The sequence below is a fragment of the Pseudomonas sp. C6002 genome, from assembly GCF_013385805.1.
GTDB lineage: Bacteria > Pseudomonadota > Gammaproteobacteria > Pseudomonadales > Pseudomonadaceae > Aquipseudomonas.
Genome location: NZ_JACAPH010000052.1, coordinates 1 through 18447, shown reverse-complemented (window position 1 = coordinate 18447; position 18447 = coordinate 1). Strand labels below are relative to the sequence as shown.

At 61.8% G+C, this 18447-nt stretch carries 10 protein-coding genes; 9 read left to right on the top strand and 1 reads right to left on the bottom strand.

All coding sequences use genetic code 11. From position 1 onward, the window contains the following. The first annotated feature begins 119 nt into the window (after positions 1-119). From recC to HX817_RS30745, 6 genes are all read left to right on the top strand, one after another. Positions 120-3569, top strand: a complete 3450-nt coding sequence (gene recC / locus HX817_RS30770; protein WP_177042355.1) for an exodeoxyribonuclease V subunit gamma — start codon at positions 120-122, stop codon at positions 3567-3569. Beyond that, complete coding sequence (recB, locus tag HX817_RS30765) at positions 3566-7243, top strand: exodeoxyribonuclease V subunit beta (RefSeq protein WP_177042353.1); 3678 nt, start codon at positions 3566-3568, stop codon at positions 7241-7243. The genes recC and recB overlap by 4 nt, the downstream gene beginning before the upstream one ends. Then, entirely contained in the window at positions 7240-9291 is a 2052-nt protein-coding gene (recD, locus tag HX817_RS30760) for an exodeoxyribonuclease V subunit alpha (protein ID WP_087694894.1), read from the top strand. Before recB ends, recD begins: the two co-directional genes overlap by 4 nt. A 161-nt stretch (positions 9292-9452) precedes the next feature. Further along, a complete protein-coding gene (locus HX817_RS30755) occupies positions 9453-10022 on the top strand; it encodes a YfiR family protein (protein ID WP_177042351.1) in 570 nt (189 codons plus the stop codon). Next, a complete protein-coding gene (locus HX817_RS30750) occupies positions 10019-11287 on the top strand; it encodes a diguanylate cyclase domain-containing protein (protein ID WP_003214191.1) in 1269 nt (422 codons plus the stop codon). The genes HX817_RS30755 and HX817_RS30750 overlap by 4 nt, the downstream gene beginning before the upstream one ends. 4 nt (positions 11288-11291) lie before the next feature. Then, the gene (locus HX817_RS30745) at positions 11292-11783 is read left to right on the top strand and encodes an OmpA family protein (RefSeq protein ID WP_003214188.1); all 492 of its coding nucleotides are present in this window, start codon (positions 11292-11294) and stop codon (positions 11781-11783) included. 135 nt (positions 11784-11918) lie between these two features. Here the strand turns inward: HX817_RS30745 and HX817_RS30740 are convergent, their stop codons facing one another. Further along, entirely contained in the window at positions 11919-12866 is a 948-nt protein-coding gene (locus tag HX817_RS30740) for a LysR family transcriptional regulator (protein WP_177042349.1), read from the bottom strand. Positions 12867-12997: 131 nt separating this feature from the next. On the opposite strand from HX817_RS30740, the gene HX817_RS30735 reads away from it, so the two are divergent. The 3 genes from HX817_RS30735 to HX817_RS30725 all read left to right on the top strand — a co-directional run. After that, complete coding sequence (locus tag HX817_RS30735; RefSeq protein WP_177042346.1) at positions 12998-14515, top strand: CoA-acylating methylmalonate-semialdehyde dehydrogenase; 1518 nt, start codon at positions 12998-13000, stop codon at positions 14513-14515. Between the two features lie 14 nt (positions 14516-14529). Then, complete coding sequence (gene mmsB, locus HX817_RS30730; protein ID WP_003214181.1) at positions 14530-15417, top strand: 3-hydroxyisobutyrate dehydrogenase; 888 nt, start codon at positions 14530-14532, stop codon at positions 15415-15417. Between the two features lie 868 nt (positions 15418-16285). After that, positions 16286-18447: Ig-like domain-containing protein (locus HX817_RS30725; protein ID WP_177042344.1), on the top strand; the 2162-nt coding region annotated here is incomplete at its 3' end.

The window sequence follows — 18447 nt, the reverse complement described above, 5'->3', positions numbered from 1 at the left end:
TTTTGTTTTGGGCGGTCGGAAAGTATGGCGAGCGTCTCCAAGGTTCCTCACTTGCAGCCTACGATTGTCTTCAATGCTAAAGTCCATCCCTCGATTTTGCTTTTCCCAAGGAAGCCGTTATGCCGGATGCGACGTCCCTCAGTGCTGGATTCATGGTGGTTCACGGCAACCGCCTGGATGAACTGCGCAGCCTGGTTGTCAGCTGGATGCGCCGTTACCCGCTGGCTCCCCTGGAAAACGAAATCGCCCTGGTACAAAGCAACGGTATTGCCCAGTGGCTGAAACTGGCGCTGGCTGAAGACCCTGAAGACGACGACATGGGCGGTTGCGGCATCGCTGCCGCTATTGATGTGCAGCTTCCCGGCAGCTTCATGTGGCAGCTCTATCGCATGGTTCTGGGCAAAGACGAGATCCCGCCCAAATCCCTGCTGGATAAAGCCCCACTGACCTGGCGCCTCATGCGCCTGCTCCCCGAGCTGATCGATCAGCCCCATTTCGAACCCCTGCAACGCTTCCTGACCCACGATACGGATTTGCGCAAACGCTACCAACTCGCGGAACGCCTCGCCGACCTGTTCGACCAATACCAGGTCTACCGTGCCGACTGGCTGGAAGATTGGGCTGCCGGTCGCCATCAACTGCGCAATGGCCGTGGCGAGTCCAAACCTTTGAGCCCGGCCAACTGCTGGCAAGCCGAACTATGGCGCGCCCTGCTGTTGGACGTAGGAGAGGAGGGCATGGCTCAAAGTCGCGCCGGAGTTCACCAACGCTTTATCGAGCGCATCAATAGCCTGGAGCAGGCACCGATAGGCCTGCCCTCCCGCGTGATCGTCTTCGGCATTTCCTCCTTGCCAGCCCAAGCGCTGGAAGCCCTTGCCGGCCTCGCCCGTTTCAGCCAGGTGCTGCTGTGTGTGCACAACCCTTGTCGCCATCACTGGTCCGACATCGTCGCCGACAAAGACCTGCTCCGAAACGAATACAAGCGCCAGGCGCGTAAAGCCGGAATGCCGGTCACCATCGACCCGCAAACCCTGCATCAGCACGCCCACCCGCTGCTCGCTGCCTGGGGTAAGCAAGGTCGCGACTACATCAACCTGTTGGACAGCTACGACGACCCCAACAGTTACCGCTCGGCATTCCGTGACGGTCGTATCGACCTGTTCAGCGAGAGCGAGCCCACCACCTTGCTCAACCAACTCCAGGACGACATCCTCGAACTGCGCCCCCTCAACGAAACCCGTGAACTCTGGCCAAGCGTCGACCTGGCGCGCGACACTTCCATTCGCTTCCACATCGCCCACAGTGCCCAACGCGAAGTTGAAGTTCTTCACGACCAGTTACTGCAGCGCTTCAGCGCCGACCCCACGCTGCGCCCACGGGACATCATCGTCATGGTCCCCGACGTCGACAGCTACGCGCCGCATATTCGCGCCGTATTCGGCCAGCTTGAAAGAAGCGACCTACGCTTCATTCCGTTCACGCTTACGGACCAGGGCCAGCGCGGCCGCGATCCGTTACTGATCGCCGTCGAGCACCTGCTCAAGCTCCCGGACAGCCGCTTTCCGGTCAGCGAAATCCTCGACCTGCTCGACGTCCCGGCCCTGCGGGAACGCTTCGCCATCAAGGAACGCGACCTGCCGACCCTGCACCGCTGGATCGAAGGCGCCGGTATCCGTTGGGGCCTCAACGCCGAACAACGCGCCGGCCTCGGCTTGCCCCAGGAGCTGGAGCAAAACAGCTGGCGGTTCGGCCTGCGTCGCATGCTCCTGGGCTACGCCGTCGGTACGGGCGCTGCCTGCGATGGCATCGAGCCGTACGATGAAATCGGCGGACTCGATGCGGCCTTGATCGGCCCGCTGGTCGCACTGCTCGATGCGCTGCACGACGCCCACCAGGCACTTTCGCAACCTGCCGCGCCGACAGAGTGGGGCGAGCGCCTGCAAAACCTGATGCAGTTGTTCTTCCTCCCGAGCAACGAGCACGACGACTACCTGTTGGGTCAACTCGAGCAACTGAGAGAAACCTGGCTGGAGACCTGCGAGTCCGTCGGACTGCATGACGAATTACCCCTGACCGTAGTCCGCGAGGCCTGGCTGGCAGGCCTCGACCAAGGCCGACTGTCCCAGCGCTTCCTCGCGGGAGCTGTCAATTTTTGTACCTTGATGCCCATGCGCGCGATCCCGTTCAAGCTGGTTTGCCTACTCGGCATGAACGATGGCGACTACCCACGCGCACAACCGCCGCTGGACTTCGACCTGATGGGCAGCGACTACCGCCCAGGCGATCGGTCACGCCGCGAAGACGACCGCTACCTGTTGCTCGAAGCCCTGCTCTCCGCCCGCGACCAGCTCTACATCAGTTGGGTCGGCCGCAGTATCCGCGACAACAGTGATCGCCCGGCATCGGTCCTGATCGGGCAGTTGCGCGACCACATTGCCAGCGGCTGGCACACCACCAGTGGCGAACCACTTCTGGAAGCCACCACCCAGGAACACCCGCTCCAGCCCTTCAGCGCCCGCTACTTCCATGAAGGTGACAAGCTGTTCAGCTACGCCCGCGAATGGCAGTTGCTCCACGCAACCCCGGACAGCGTGCCCGATACCGGCAGCCTCGCACCCTACACCCAGGAAGAACCGTTGAGCCTTGGCCAACTGCAAGACTTCCTGCGCAACCCGGTCAAACACTTTTTCAGCCAGCGCCTGAAAGTGTTTTTCGAAGCCGCCGAAGTCCCGCTGGAAGATGAAGAACCCTTCGTCCTCGATGCACTGCAGCGCTATAACCTGAGCGACAGTTTGCTCACGGCGGCACTCACCCGCCCCGACAACCTCGACGAAGCCCTCAACGCCCAGGCCCTGCGTCTGCAAGGCAGTGGCTTGTTGCCGATGGTTGGTTTCGGCGAATGCCTGCGCAAAGAACTGATCGAGCCTCTGCCCGACCTGTTGCAGCGTTACCAGCAACTCCTGGCACTCTGGCCCACTGCGCACACCAGCGCCGAACCGATCAGTTTTGAGCATCAAGGCATCCAACTGGAAGGTTGGATCAGTGGCCTGCATCAACGCAGCGATGGCGGCTTTCTAAGCGTCACCGCCATCCCCAACAGCATCGGCTCGATCAAGACCCGTAAGTGGCATCGCCTGATTCGCCCATGGGTCAACCACCTGGTGGCCTGTGCCTGCGGCCTTCCGTTAAGTACCGGCCTGGTCGCCAGCGACGACACACTGCTATTGGCCCCACTTGAGCAAGCCACAGCCCGGGAGCTCCTCGGCAACCTGCTGCTCGCCTGGAAAACCGGCATGAGCGAACCACTGCCGGTCGCCGTTAAAACCGCATTCGCCTGGCTCGGTCAAACCGACCCGGCCAAAGCGCAAGCCGCCGCCAGCAAAGCCTACGAAGGCGACGGCCAAACCAGCGACGGCGAGCGCCGTGAAAGCCCTGCGCTCATCCGACAGTTCCCCGACTACGCCGCCTTGATGGCCAGCGAAGAGTTCGAAGGCTGGTGCGAAACCCTCTATCGACCGTTGATCAACGCTCCCTGGCGATCACTCACCAGCGCGGAGGCCAGCGCATGAGCGGTACAAAACCCCTGGCCCTGGCCTTCCCGCTCAAGGGCAGCCAACTGATCGAAGCCAGTGCCGGCACAGGCAAGACATTCACTATCTCAGCGCTCTACCTGCGGCTGGTACTCGGCCACGGAGGGGACGAATCGGGTTTCGGCCGCGAGTTGCTGCCGCCGCAAATTCTCGTCGTGACCTTCACCGATGCCGCCACCAAAGAGCTGCGTGAACGCATCCGAATCCGCCTGGCAGAAGCCGCGCGTTTTTTCCGCGAAGAAATCGAAGAACCCGACGCGTTGATCGCCGAACTGCGCGACCAATACAGCCCCGAACAATGGCCCGGCTGTGCCAATCGCCTGGACATCGCCGCCCAGTGGATGGATGAAGCCGCCGTCTCGACCATTCACAGCTGGTGCCAGCGTATGCTGCGCGAGCACGCCTTCGACAGCGGCAGCCTGTTCACCCAGACCCTGGAGACCGACCACAGCGACCTGCTCGGCGAAGTGCTGCGCGACTACTGGCGGCTGTTCTGCTACCCGATGCACGACGATGCGCTGAACTGGGTGCGCAACAATTGGGGCGGCCCGGCGGCCCTGATGCCACGGGTACGCGCGCTGTTCGGCAGCGAGCGGCCCACGGATGAAACGCGCGACCCCGCCGAGCTGATCAACGAATGCCTGCAAGAGCGCCGCCAAGCCCTCGTCGCGCTCAAGGCACCCTGGCAACAATGGGCAGAAGAATTGCGCAACATTTGCCTGCAGGCCGTCGCCGCCAAAGCCGTCGATGGTCGCAAGATGCAAGCCCGTTACTTCGAACCCTGGTTCGAAAAAATCAGCGCCTGGGCAGCTGACGAGTCTCTCGAACAACTGGACATCGGCACCGGTTTCACCCGCCTGACCCCCGACGGCATGGCCGAAGCCTGGAAAGGCGAACCACCACGCCATCCGGGTATCGACGCCATGGCCAGTCTCAAGGCCAGCCTCGACGCCCTGCCAACGCCCGATGCTGCTGTACTGCAACACGCCGCCGGCTGGGTGGGGAAACGCTTCGAAGAAGAAAAGCGCCGGCGCGCCGAAATGGGCTTCGACGACATGCTGATCCGCCTCAACGCCGCCCTGCAAGCCGACGGCGGCGAGCGTTTGGCCAGCGTGATCCGCGAGCAATTCCCGGTCGCCCTGATCGACGAATTCCAGGACACCGACCCGGTGCAATACAGCATCTTCGACAGTATCTACCGCATCGAAGAAAACCACCTCGACAGCGGCCTGTTCCTGATCGGCGACCCAAAGCAGGCGATCTACGCCTTCCGTGGCGCCGACATCTACACCTACCTGCGCGCGCGCCAGTCCACCACCGGCCGCCATCACACGCTGGGCACCAACTTCCGTTCGAGCCACGCCATGGTCGAGGCGGTAAACCACGTATTCCAGCGCGCAGAAAAAGGCCGTGGAGCGTTCCTGTTCCGTGAACCAGACGGTACGAATCCGGTGCCGTTCCAGTCGGTATTGTCCCAAGGCCGTAAGGAACAACTGCAGGTCAACGGTCAGACGTTGCCTGCGCTGAATCTCTGGCATCTACCCACCGACCAGCCGATCTCCGGCGTGCTCTACCGCCAACAGTTGGCCGCGTCCTGTGCCAGTCAAATCGTCGCGTTACTCAATGGCGGCCAGCAGGGAACTGCCGGATTCCTCGGCAAAGACGCTAGCTTCAAAGGCGTGCTGCCGTCAGACATCGCCATCCTCGTGCGCGACGGCAAGGAAGCCCAGGCCGTGCGCGGTGAACTGGCTGCCCGTGGCGTGCGCAGCGTTTACCTTTCCGATAAGGATTCCGTGTTCGCCGCCCAGGAAGCCCACGACCTGCTGGCCTGGCTCAAGGCCTGTGCCGAGCCGGACGTCGAGCGCCCACTGCGCGCCGCCCTGGCTTGCGTCACCTTGAACCTGTCGCTGCCCGAACTGGAGCGTCTGAACCAGGACGAACTGGCGTGGGAACAACGCGTAATGCAGTTCCGCGATTACCGTACGATCTGGCGCACCCAAGGCGTGCTGCCGATGCTGCGGCGCCTGTTGCACGACTTCAAATTGCCGCAAACCCTGATCACGCGCAGCGATGGCGAGCGGGTATTGACCAACCTGTTGCACCTCTCGGAATTGCTGCAACAGGCGGCCGCAGAGCTGGACGGTGAACAAGCGCTGATTCGCCATCTGGCCGAACATCTCGCGCTTTCCGGCCAGGCCGGTGAAGAGCAGATCCTGCGCCTGGAAAGTGATGAACAACTGGTCAAAGTGGTAACGATCCACAAATCCAAGGGGCTGGAATACGACCTGGTTTTCCTGCCGTTCATTTGCTCGGCAAAACCGGTGGATGGCAGCCGCCTGCCGTTGCATTACCACGACGCAAACGGCAAATCCCAGGTCAGCCTCAGGCCCACCGCCGAGTTGATCGCCCAAGCCGACGATGAACGGCTGGCCGAAGACTTGCGTCTGTTTTACGTGGCGCTGACCCGCGCCAAACACGCCTGCTGGCTGGGCATCGCCGACCTCAAGCGTGGCAATAACAACAGCTCGGTGCTGCACCTGTCGGCCCTGGGCTACTTGCTCGGCGGCGGCGCTTCACTTGGCGAGTCCGGCGGCCTGGCCCGCTGGTTGCTTGACCTGCAGGAAGGTTGCCCGGCACTGCATTACGCAGAAATGCCCGAGGCCGATGCGGTCGTATTCCACCCGCCGCGTAACCAAGCCACCTTGCTCGCGCCGCTGCTGCCCAAGCGCAAGGCGGCAGAAAACTGGTGGATCGCTTCCTACAGTGCGCTGCGTATCGGCGAGAGCATGAGTGCGGCGAGCCTCGAAGCGCCGGAAAGCCCACAAGCGCAGAAGCTGTTCGATGACGAACGCCTCGACCCGGATGCCCCACGCGAAGTGCCGGCTTCCGGTGGCGATATTCACCGTTTCCCACGCGGGCCGAATCCCGGCACCTTTCTCCATGGCCTGCTGGAATGGGCGGGCGGCGAAGGCTTCAATGTTACCCCGGAGGCCATCGAAGATGCGGTCGCCCGCCGCTGCAACCGACGCGGCTGGGAAGGCTGGATCGGCACACTCGGCGGTTGGCTCGGGCATCTGTTGCAAGCCCGGTTGCCGCTGGGCAACGGGCAGGTGGCCCTTAGCGAGTTGCGGCAGTACCAGATTGAAATGGAGTTCTGGTTTGCCAGCCACAAAGTCGACGTCCTCGCACTCGACAAACTGGTGTGCCAGCACACTCACAATGGCGTATCCCGCGTGGCCGCCGAACCGGTGCTGCTCAACGGCATGTTCAAGGGTTTTATCGACCTGACCTTTGAACACGAAGGCCGCTACTACGTGGCCGACTACAAATCCAATTGGCTTGGTTCCGATGATTCGGCCTACACACAGCAGGCCATGGAACTGTCGATCCTCGACCATCGTTACGACCTGCAATATGTACTTTACCTGCTGGCCCTGCATCGTCAACTGAAGGCGCGGCTGCCGGAGTACGACTACGACCGTCACGTCGGCGGCGCGTTGTACCTGTTCCTGCGGGGCACCCATTCCGCGAGCCAGGGCGCGTATTTCACCCGACCGCCCCGGGAATTGATCGAAAGCCTGGACCTGCTGTTCCAGGGCAAACCGCTACCACCCAAGGCCGAGCCCGCCTGGGAACAAGGAGAGCTGCTATGAGCCTGTCGCCGTTACCGCTTGAGGAGCTGACGCCCCTCAGCCGCGCCGCCGACCTGGTGCAACTGCTCGATCTCTGGGTGCAGCGCGGCTGGTTGCGCGCGCTGGACAAGGCCTTTGTCGGCTTCCTCCACGAACTCGATCCGCAGGCTGACCCTTTAGTCCTGCTGGCCGCGGCCCTGACCAGCCACCAACTGGGCCATGGCCATGTGTGCCTGGACCTGTTCGAAACCCTCAAGGCCCCGGATTTCGCTCTGTCGCTGCCACCCGAAGGCGATGTGCAAACCGGCGTCATGCTGCTGCCATCACAGTTGCTCGACGGCCTGGACGGCGCCCATTGGTGCCATGCCCTGGCCGCCAGCCGTCTGGTGGCACTGGCCGTCGACGGCAGCGAGGAGGCGCAAAGCCGGCCACTGGTGCTGTCGGGCAAACGCCTGTACTTGCGCCGCTACTGGACCTACGAACGGCGCATCGACAGCGCTTTGCGCCTGCGACTCGCCACCCGGGAAAGCGTTGCCGCCGATCTGCCCGAACGCCTGAATCGCCTGTTCGACCAGGCCCCGCCAGACGGTGTTGTCGACTGGCAAAAACTCGCCTGCGCCTTGGCCACCCGCGGTGCATTCAGCATCGTCACCGGCGGGCCGGGTACCGGCAAGACCACCACGGTGGTGCGTTTGCTTGCGCTGTTGCAGGCCCCCGCCGTGGAAGCGGGCAGCGCGTTGCGCATCCGTCTGGCCGCGCCCACCGGCAAGGCGGCCGCGCGCTTGACCGAGTCCATCAGCCAGCAAGTGCTGTCGCTGAAAGTGCCTGATGCGGTGAAGGACAAAATCCCGACCCAGGTCACCACCGTTCACCGTTTGCTCGGCAGCCGTCCCGGCACCCGACACTTCCGGCATCACATCGGCAATCCGTTGCCCCTGGATGTGCTGGTAGTGGACGAAGCCTCGATGATCGACCTGGAAATGATGGCCAACCTGCTGGACGCCTTGCCACCCCATGCTCGCCTGGTGCTGCTGGGTGACAAGGACCAGTTGGCCTCGGTTGAAGCCGGGGCGGTGCTGGGGGATTTGTGCCGCGACGCCGAAGCCGGTTTCTACAGCCCGCAAACCCGCCAGTGGCTGCAACAGGTCAGCGGCGAAGACCTCGGCGCCAGCGGCCTGCAGGAAGACCTCGACGGTAGCCACCCCTTGGCGCAACAAGTGGTGATGCTGCGTTACTCGCGGCGTTTCGGCGAAGGCAGCGGCATTGGCCAGCTGGCCCGCTGGGTCAACCAGCAAAACCCTGAGCAGGCCCGCAAACTGCTGGCTGCCCGCAGCCATGCCGACCTGTTTTGCGTCAGCCTCAAGGGCGAGCAGGACCATGCCCTGGAGCGCCTGGTGCTGGACGGCCATGGCGACGGTGCCCACGGTTATCGCCATTACCTGAAACTGCTGCAGACCGCGCGTCCGTCCCTGGAGACGCCACGGGATGACGAGGCCTGGACGCTCTGGGCGCAAAAGCTGCTGAAAGCCTTCGACGCTTTCCAGCTGCTCTGCGCCGTACGCAAGGGCCCATGGGGCGTGGAGGGCCTGAACCTGCGCATTACCGCCGCGCTGCTCAAGGCTCGGCTGATCGACAGCGACCAGCAATGGTACGAAGGGCGCCCGGTGTTGATGACTCGCAACGATTACGGCCTGGGCCTGATGAACGGCGATATCGGTATCGCCCTCAAGCTGCCCGAAAGCGACGGCGGGCCGCAGGTTCTGCGCGTCGCGTTCCCGCGCAACGATGGCCAGGGCGGCGTACGGTTTGTGTTGCCCAGCCGGCTCAACGACGTCGAAACCGTCTACGCGATGACGGTGCACAAATCTCAGGGCTCTGAATTCACCCACACCGCACTGATTTTGCCGGACGCCTTGAACCCGGTGCTTACCAAAGAGCTGATCTACACCGGCATCACCCGCGCCAAAGACTGGTTCAGCCTGATCGAACCCCGGGGTGGCGTATTCGAAGAGGCGGTGAGCCGTAAGGTGAAACGCTTGAGTGGGCTGATGCTGGAACTGGGCACTTGATCGTCAAAGAAGCTGACCAATGAGTCATCTAAATTTTCTGATCCAAATGTGTGATTTTTCTTAATAAAATGTCGGAATCCTCCTGGGTGTCGCCTCGGGGGTTTTCCGCCGTTGTGCTATCGTTGCGGCATCATCCCGAGAAGATCAAAGAGAATCGCTGCATGAACGTGGCTGTCTCGCCCACAGAGCGAAGTTTGAGCTGGAGACGAATGCTGCTGTTGGCGCTTCTGTGCGTGTTCACGCCCCTCGTTTTTGCCCAGCCGCCTGCCGGCATGGCCGATCAGCGGGCCAAGGCCGTCACCCAAGTGGTCCTGGGTATCCTCAGTTACGCCCGCTGGCCGGTAGAGCCCGCGCAATTGCGTTTGTGCATCGTCGGGCCAACCCAATACACCGATGACCTGGTCAAAGGCACCACCCAGGCTACCGGCCGTCCGGTAGTGGTGCAGCGTTTGCTGGCCGACCATCCAGACATCGCCAATGCCTGCGATGCCGTGTACATCGGCCAATTGACCAGCGACGAGCGCAGCCGCCTGTTCGCGGCATTGATCGGCCATCCAGTGCTCAGCATCAGCGAACGCGGCGACCAATGCACCGTGGGCAGCCTGTTCTGCCTGCGGGTAGCCGACGGACAGGTGTCGTTCGAGGTCAACCTGGATTCCGTTGCCCGTAGCGGTGTGCGCATTCATCCGAGTGTGCTGCAACTGTCCCGACGTCGAGCGCCGGGGTCATGAGTGTCGATAAGGCGCCAGTGCGTCCTACCTTGCGTTCAGTGATCGGGCGCGGGCACCTGAGCCTGGCGCTGATGGCCGTCAGCATGGCCAGTATCTCCCTGACCCTGCTCGGCGTGCTCGCGCTGCGGGTGTATGCCGACCACAATCTGCACCTGATCGCCCGCTCCATCAACTACACCGTGGAAGCGGCCGTGGTGTTCAACGACAGCGCGGCGGCCACCGAGGCGTTGGGCGTGATCGCCTCGGAGGAAGAAGTGGCCGAGGCGGAAGTCTTCAACGTCGACGGCAAGCAACTGGCCCATTGGGAGCGCCCTGAAACCGGGATGCTGTCGATGATTGAGCTGCAGTTGGCGCATGCCCTGCTCGAACAGCCCATCACCCAGCCGATCCTGCACCAGGGCCAGGTCATCGGCAGCGTGCACCTGACCGGCCACGGCGGCAGCCTGTTGCGCTTCCTGCTCAGCGGCCTGGCCGGGATTCTGGTGTGCACCGCCCTCAGCGCCTGGGTTGCACTGTACCTGGCGCGGCGTTTGTTACGCGGCATCACCGGACCGTTGCACAGCCTGGCCTCGGTGGCCCACGCCGCCCGAAGCGAGCGGGCCTTTGACCGACGCGTACCGCCGGCGAAAATCGCCGAACTCGACAGCCTGGGCAATGACTTCAATGCCCTGCTCGACGAACTGGAGGCCTGGCAGACCCACCTGCAAAGCGAAAACGAAACCCTCGCCCACCAGGCCAGCCACGACAGCCTGACCGGGCTGCCCAACCGTGCGTTCTTCGAAGGTCGGCTGATCCGCGCCCTGCGCAGCGCCGCCAAGCTCAACGAGAAAGTAGCGGTCTTGTTCCTCGACAGCGACCGCTTTAAAGACATCAACGACAACTTCGGCCACGCCGCCGGCGATGCGGTATTGGTGGCAGTGGCTACGCGCATTCGTGCGCAACTGCGTGAAGACGACCTGGTGGCACGCCTGGGCGGCGATGAATTCGCCATCTTGCTGTCGCCTCTGCACCGACTTGAGGACGCCCAGCGCATTGCCGAAAAAATCATCGCCAGCATGGACGCGCCCATTGCGCTGCCCGGCGACGCCCACGTATTGACCTCACTCAGTATCGGCATCGCCGTCTACCCCGATCATGGCGCCACCCCCGGTAACCTGCTCAACGCCGCCGATGCGGCGATGTACCAGGCCAAACGGCTTTCCCAGGGTGGCCAGCAAACGGCGGAATCGGAGTCCCCCGCCGCCGACGTTCAACACAGGAGTTGATCCCTTGTTCTCGACCGCACGCTTTTTATTCATCACCTTGCTCGTGGCTCTGCTCGCCCTGAGCGGCTGCCAGACCCCGCCGCCAAAAGGCCTGACACCGGCGCAAATCGCCGTGCTCAAACAGCAGGGTTTTGAACTGACTGACGAAGGCTGGGCCTTCGGCCTCTCGGGCAAGGTGCTGTTTGGCAGCGACGTCGAAAGTCTGAATGCCCCCAGCACCGAGATCGTCCAGCGCATCGGCAAGGCGCTGCTGGGCGTGGGCATTGAGCGCGTGCGGGTCGACGGCCACACCGACGCCTCGGGCAAGGAAACCTACAACCAGCAACTGTCCCTGCGCCGAGCCAAAAGCGTTGCGCACGTGTTGGCAGGCGTTGGGATGAAAGAAGAAAACGTACAACTGCGCGGACTGGGCAGCAGCGAGCCGGTGGCGTCCAACGCGACAGCGGCGGGGCGAACCGAGAATCGCCGGGTGTCGATTGTGGTGATTGCGGACTAGTCTGGCTTTCGGGCAGTTCGAGTTGGAATGCAATCAATGTGGGAGCCGGGCTTGCCCGCGATGGCGGTGTATCAGTTGATGTATTGGGTGACTGACACACTGCTATCGCGGGCAAGCCCGGCTCCCACATTTTATTTAATCGGCAAACACCATCTCCCGCGTTTCCCCCATCAACAACGGCTGATTCTGCTCCGTCACCTCACGGATGTAATCCCACAGCAGGGTGATCCGTTTCAACTTCCTCAAGTCCTCGCGGCAGTACATCCAGAACTGCCGCGTAATGTTTATCTCCTTCGAAAGCACCGGCAGCAACCGCGGGTCCTGTGCCGCCAAAAAGCACGGCAGGATCGCCAGCGAGCGCCCTTGCTGCGCCGCCACGTACTGCGCAATCACGCTGGTGCTGCGCAAACTGGCGCTGGCGCCGGGCACCACATTGGCCAGGTACAGCAGCTCCGAACTGAACGCTAAATCATCCACGTAGCTGATAAACGGATGCTCGGCCAGGTCCGCCGCCCGGCGGATGGGCGGGTGCTGGTCCAGGTATTCCTGCGTCGCATACAGCTGCAGCTTGTAGTCGCACAGCTTGCAGCACACGTACGGCCCGTGTTCCGGTCGCTCCAGGGCGATGACGATATCCGCCTCGCGCTTGGACAGGCTGATGAAGTGGGGCAGGGGCAGGATGTCCACCGAGATCGCCGGGTAGGTGTCGACGAAGTGGCTCAGTTGCGGGGTAACGAAGAAGCTGCCGAACCCTTCGGTGCAGCCCATACGCACATGGCCGGACAGCGCCACGCCGGAGCCGGAGACCTGTTCGCAGGCCATGTGCAACGTGCTTTCGATGGACTCGGCGTAACCCAGCAGGCGCTGGCCTTCGGTGGTCAATACGAAGCCGTTGGTCCGGGACTTTTCAAACAGGAGAGTGCCCAAGGATCCTTCAAGGGAGGTAATGCGCCGCGACACCGTGGTGTAGTCCACCGCCAGGCGCTTGGCGGCGACGCTGGCCTTGCGGGTACGGGCGACTTCGAGGAAAAACTTCAGGTCATCCCAGTTCAGGGAGCCCAGTGACGTGATGTTTTTTTGCATATTGGACCGGCTTTTATGTGCGTTCTTATTAGAAGTTTGCACATCTATACTCCAAAAATAGTCCGAACGCCTCATCCTCAAGGCGATTCAACGCCTTGGTTCTCTGCATACCTACAAGAATTGGAGACCACATGAACGCATCTGCCGATATTTCCGTAAAACAGGTCAAGCTGCTGATCAACGGCGAGTGGGTCGAATCCAGGACCACCGAATGGCAAGACATCGTCAACCCCGCTACCCAGCAAGTGCTGGCCCGCGTACCGTTTTCCACCCCTGAAGAAGTCAACGCTGCCATCGACGCCGCCCATCGCGCCTTCCAGACCTGGAAGCTGACGCCGATCGGTGCACGCATGCGCATCATGCTCAAGCTGCAAGCCTTGATCCGCGAGCACTCCAAGCGCATCGCCGTGGTCCTGAGTGCCGAGCAGGGCAAGACCATTGCCGACGCTGAAGGCGACATTTTCCGTGGCCTGGAAGTGGTCGAGCACGCGTGCTCCATCGGCACCCTGCAGATGGGCGAATTCGCTGAAAACGTCGCCGGCGGTGTGGATACCTACACCCTACGCCAGCCGATCGGCGTGTGCGCCGGCATCACCCCGTTCAACTTCCCGGCAATGATTCCGCTGTGGATGTTCCCGATGGCCATTGCCTGCGGTAACACGTTCGTACTCAAGCCATCGGAACAGGACCCGCTGTCGACCCTGCTGCTGGTTGAACTGGCGCTGGACGCCGGGGTGCCAGCCGGCGTGCTGAACGTGGTTCACGGCGGCAAGGACGTGGTGGATGCGCTGTGCACCCACAAAGATATCAAGGCCGTGTCCTTCGTCGGTTCGACCGCCGTGGGGACTCACGTCTACGACCTCGCCGGTAAACACGGCAAGCGCGTGCAATCCATGATGGGCGCCAAGAACCACGCCGTGGTGCTGCCGGATGCCAATCGCGAACAAACCCTGAACGCCCTGGTCGGCGCCGGTTTCGGTGCTGCGGGTCAGCGTTGCATGGCAACTTCCGTGGTGGTGCTGGTGGGCGCGGCCAAGCAATGGCTGCCGGACCTCAAGGCCCTGGCGCAAAAGCTCAAGGTGAATGCCGGCAGCGAAGCCGGCACCGATGTGGGTCCGGTAATCTCCAAGCGCGCCAAGGCACGCATTCTCGACCTGATCGAAAGCGGCGTAAAAGAAGGTGCCAAGCTGGAGCTGGATGGCCGCGGCATCAAGGTGCCGGGCTTCGAGGACGGCAATTTCGTCGGCCCGACGTTGTTCTCCGGCGTGACCACCGACATGCAGATCTACACCCAGGAAATCTTCGGCCCGGTGCTGGTGGTGCTGGAAGTCGACACCCTCGACCAAGCCATCGCCCTGGTCAACGCCAACCCGTTCGGCAACGGCACCGGCCTGTTCACCCAGAGCGGCGCGGCGGCGCGTAAATTCCAGAGCGAAATCGATGTGGGCCAGGTCGGCATCAACATCCCGATCCCCGTGCCGGTTCCGTTCTTCAGCTTCACCGGTTCCCGTGGTTCGAAACTCGGCGACCTGGGCCCGTACGGCAAGCAAGTGGTGCAGTTCTACACCCAGACCAAAACCGTCACCAGCCGCTGGTTCGACGACGACAGCGTCAACGATGGCGTCAACACCACCATCAACCTGCGCTGATCGAGGAGACGACCATGAAGATTGCATTTATCGGCCTGGGCAACATGGGCGCGCCGATGGCGCGCAACCTGATCAAGGCTGGCCATGCGCTGAACCTGTTCGACCTGAACCAGACCGTGCTCAAGGAACTGGCGGAACTGGGCGGCACCATCAGCGCTTCACCGCGCGCGGCAGCTGAAGGCGCCGAGTTGGTGGTGACCATGCTCCCGGCTGCGGCCCATGTGCGCAGTGTGTGGCTCGGTGAAGACGGCGTGCTCGCCGGCATCGGCAAAGGCGTGCCGGCGGTGGATTGCAGCACCATCGACCCGCAGACCGCCCGCGATGTAGCGGCGGCGGCAGCGAAACAAGGCGTGGTGATGGCGGATGCTCCAGTGTCCGGCGGCACCGGCGGTGCCCAGGCCGGGACGTTGACCTTCATGGTCGGCGCCACCCCGGAACTGTTCGCCACCCTGCAGCCGGTATTGGCGCAGATGGGCCGCAACATCGTCCATTGCGGCGAAGTAGGCACCGGGCAAATCGCCAAGATCTGCAACAACCTGCTGCTGGGTATCACCATGGTCGGCGTCAGCGAAGCCATGGCCCTGGGCGATGCGCTGGGCATCGACACCCAAGTGTTGGCGGGAATCATCAACAGCTCCACCGGGCGCTGCTGGAGTTCGGACACCTACAACCCATGGCCAGGGATTATCGAGACGGCGCCGTCGTCCCGGGGTTATACCGGTGGGTTTGGTGCAGAACTGATGCTCAAGGATCTGGGACTGGCCACTGAAGCGGCCCGCCAGGCACACCAGCCGGTGATCCTCGGCGCAGTGGCGCAGCAGTTGTATCAATCGATGAGCCAACGTGGGGAAGGGGGCAAGGACTTCTCGGCGATCATCAACAGCTATCGAAAACCAAAGTAGGGCGGTTGTCCTTCTTCACTGTGGGCCCCTGATTTTTACTGCGTAGACCTTCCAGCACCAGCTCACTACTGGTGCTTTTTTTTGGCCTGAATAAACCCCTTCGCGACGTTTGTGGGAGGGCGGTATTACTTATCGATTAATGCCTAGGGATAAGGTTTTTTTGCATTGTTATAGTTGTGAAATAAACTTTTACAAGTTTCAGGTGTGACGCTGAAATATCATGTTTTTGATCATGGGTTATTCATTCGGTGAGTGTCCATGGGGCGCTCGATTATCATGCCGTTATAATTGATTTCTCGGTTATGTGTGTTCGGTTTGTCGTGGCTTCCCTCATTAAACACCCATGTTTATTGCGTGTTTACATTTCTCTTTGATGTTGACTATTGCCTCGCTAGTATCGGTTTTGCGAGCGTTGTCATGGTTGCTGCGTCTCGATAACTTCCGCCGAAGCGTTGTACTTTCAAAGTTGTGCAGGTGTGTCAGAGATGGCTAGCGAATGGATGCGTACATCGGGTTTCCCAGGGCTATCGGCCTCATCGAACGAGGCCGCCCTGGAACTTGAAAAAGCCCGCATCCTGGCCCGCCACCTCTCCCGGTTGCTCGACCTCTGGGCTGCGATGCAGTCCAGCCCAAGGCCCGGGCAGGCTTATTCTGACGCCAAGGATGTGCCACCTCATTCGGTGTCAGCGTGTTGCAAGCGCACGCGTGTGGGTCTGCAATGTCGTGAAGAAACCGGCGTCGGTTGATCGCTGTAAATCCTGACCAGTCCTATATAAACGCAAAAAGAGTTTCGTGCTCGGCGGTAACTACCGTCGTGGGCATTCGCTCGCGCTGAAATACGTGTGTCCATATAAAAAACGGGTGAGAGATGAAAAACATAACTATTGTCGACAAGGCAACGGGGACGGCGACAGAGCATGCCTTTGGCAACGCCAGCCTCAAGGGAACCAGCATTGTAAAACTGCCGTTCGGACAAGAAAGCGTTCAATCGTTTCAACAGTCCGGCCAAAACCTGGTGGTCACTCTGAAGTCTGGAGAAACCATCACCATTCAGAACTTTTTTGTGGTGGGAGCCGACGGCTCCGCTAACCAACTGGTACTGGAAAATGCCGACGGAACATTGTTGCTCGGCAACTATTCCACGCCGTATTCGGGTTTCAACTTCACCGAAATCTCGACCCTGGACGACCTGGGTGTGGCAGCCATTGCCGCTGACAGTGCGGTGCCGGACTGGGTGCTGTGGGGCTTGGGCATCCTCGCCGTCGGCGGTACCGCCGCGGCATTGAGCGGTGGTGGCGGTGGTGGTGGCCATCATCATCAAACGCCAGTTCCTGCACCCGGTGCTGCGACCGGTTTATCGGTCAACAGCGCGGGCACGGTGGTCAGCGGTAAAGGTCAGCCTGGCACCACCGTCACGGTCAAGGATGCCGCCGGTAACGTACTGGGCACAGGCACTGTGGGTACCGACGGCAACTTCCAGGTCAACCTGGACAAGCCGCAAACCAATGGCGAAACCCTGCAAGTCGTCCTCAAGGATGCCGCGGGTCAGGAATCGCAACCTGCGTCTGTGGTAGCGGGTGATACAACCGCCCCCGCCGCACCGAACGGTTTGGCCGTCAGTGCAGACGGTACAACCGTCAGCGGTAAGGGCGAGCCTAATTCGACCGTGATCATCAAGGATGCCAATGGCGAGGTCCTCGGCACCGGCACCGTGGATGCTGAAGGCAACTTCCAGGTCACCCTGGGAACTGCGCAAACCAATGGCGAAACCCTGCAAGTCACCCTCAAGGATGCTGCCGGCAATGAATCGTCCGCCAGCCCCGTGGTGGCGGGCGACAGCACCGCCCCGGATGCGCCGACCAACCTGGTGATCAGTGCCGATGGCGCAACTGTCAGCGGTAAAGGTGAACCGAACGCTGCCGTGAGCATCAAGGATGCCAGCGGCAATGTGATCGGTACGGGCACCGTCGGCGCGGATGGCAATTTCCAGGTTTCGCTCGACACACCCGCGTCCGAAGGCGAAAGCCTGGCGATCACGCTCAAAGACGCTGCCGGCAATGAGTCGGCTCCGGGTGCGCTGGTTGTCGCCGATATTGAGACACCGCTTGCGCCGCGCAACCTGGCAATCAGTGACGTGGGTGACACGCTCAGCGGTGAAGGCGCCGCGGCCCACAAAGTCATCGTCCTCAACGATGCTGGTGAAGTGGTCGGCAGCGGAACAGTGGCAGATGACGGCACATTCCTGGTGCAACTGAACTCGCTGCACATCAATGGCGAGCGGCTACGCGTGTTCCTGCGCAACTTCTCGGGCAAGGAATCCCTGCCAGGCATCGTCATCGCGGGGGACACCATCGCCCCGGATGCCCCAACCAACCTGGTGGTCGGCGAAGATGGCAGCACCGTCACCGGCAAGGGCGAACCGCGCGCGACCGTTACCGTGAAAGACGCCGATGGCAACGTGATCGGCACTGGTACGGTCGGCGACGACGGTAATTTTCAAGTCACCCTGGATCCGCTTCAGGTTAACGGCGAAACACTGGCTGTCACATTGACCGATGCAGCAGGCAACGAGTCTGTTCCGGCTTCTGTGATCGCTGTTGATATTGATGATACGGACGCTGATGCGGATGCTGACGCGGATGCCGATGCCGATGCTGATGCCGACGCCGACGCCGACGCCGACGCCGACGCCGACGCCGACGCTGATGCCGATGCGGACGCTGATGCGGATGCCGACGCTGATGCTGATGCGGACGCCGATGCTGACGCGGATGCTGATGCGGACGCCGATGCTGACGCGGATGCTGATGCTGATGCTGATGCCGACGCCGATGCGGACGCTGATGCGGATGCTGATGCTGATGCTGATGCTGATGCGGATGCGGATGCCGACGCCGATGCTGATGCGGATGCCGACGCCGATGCTGATGCTGATGCTGATGCTGATGCTGATGCCGACGCCGACGCCGACGCCGACGCCGATGCGGACGCTGACGCTGACGCTGACGCTGATGCGGATGCGGATGCGGA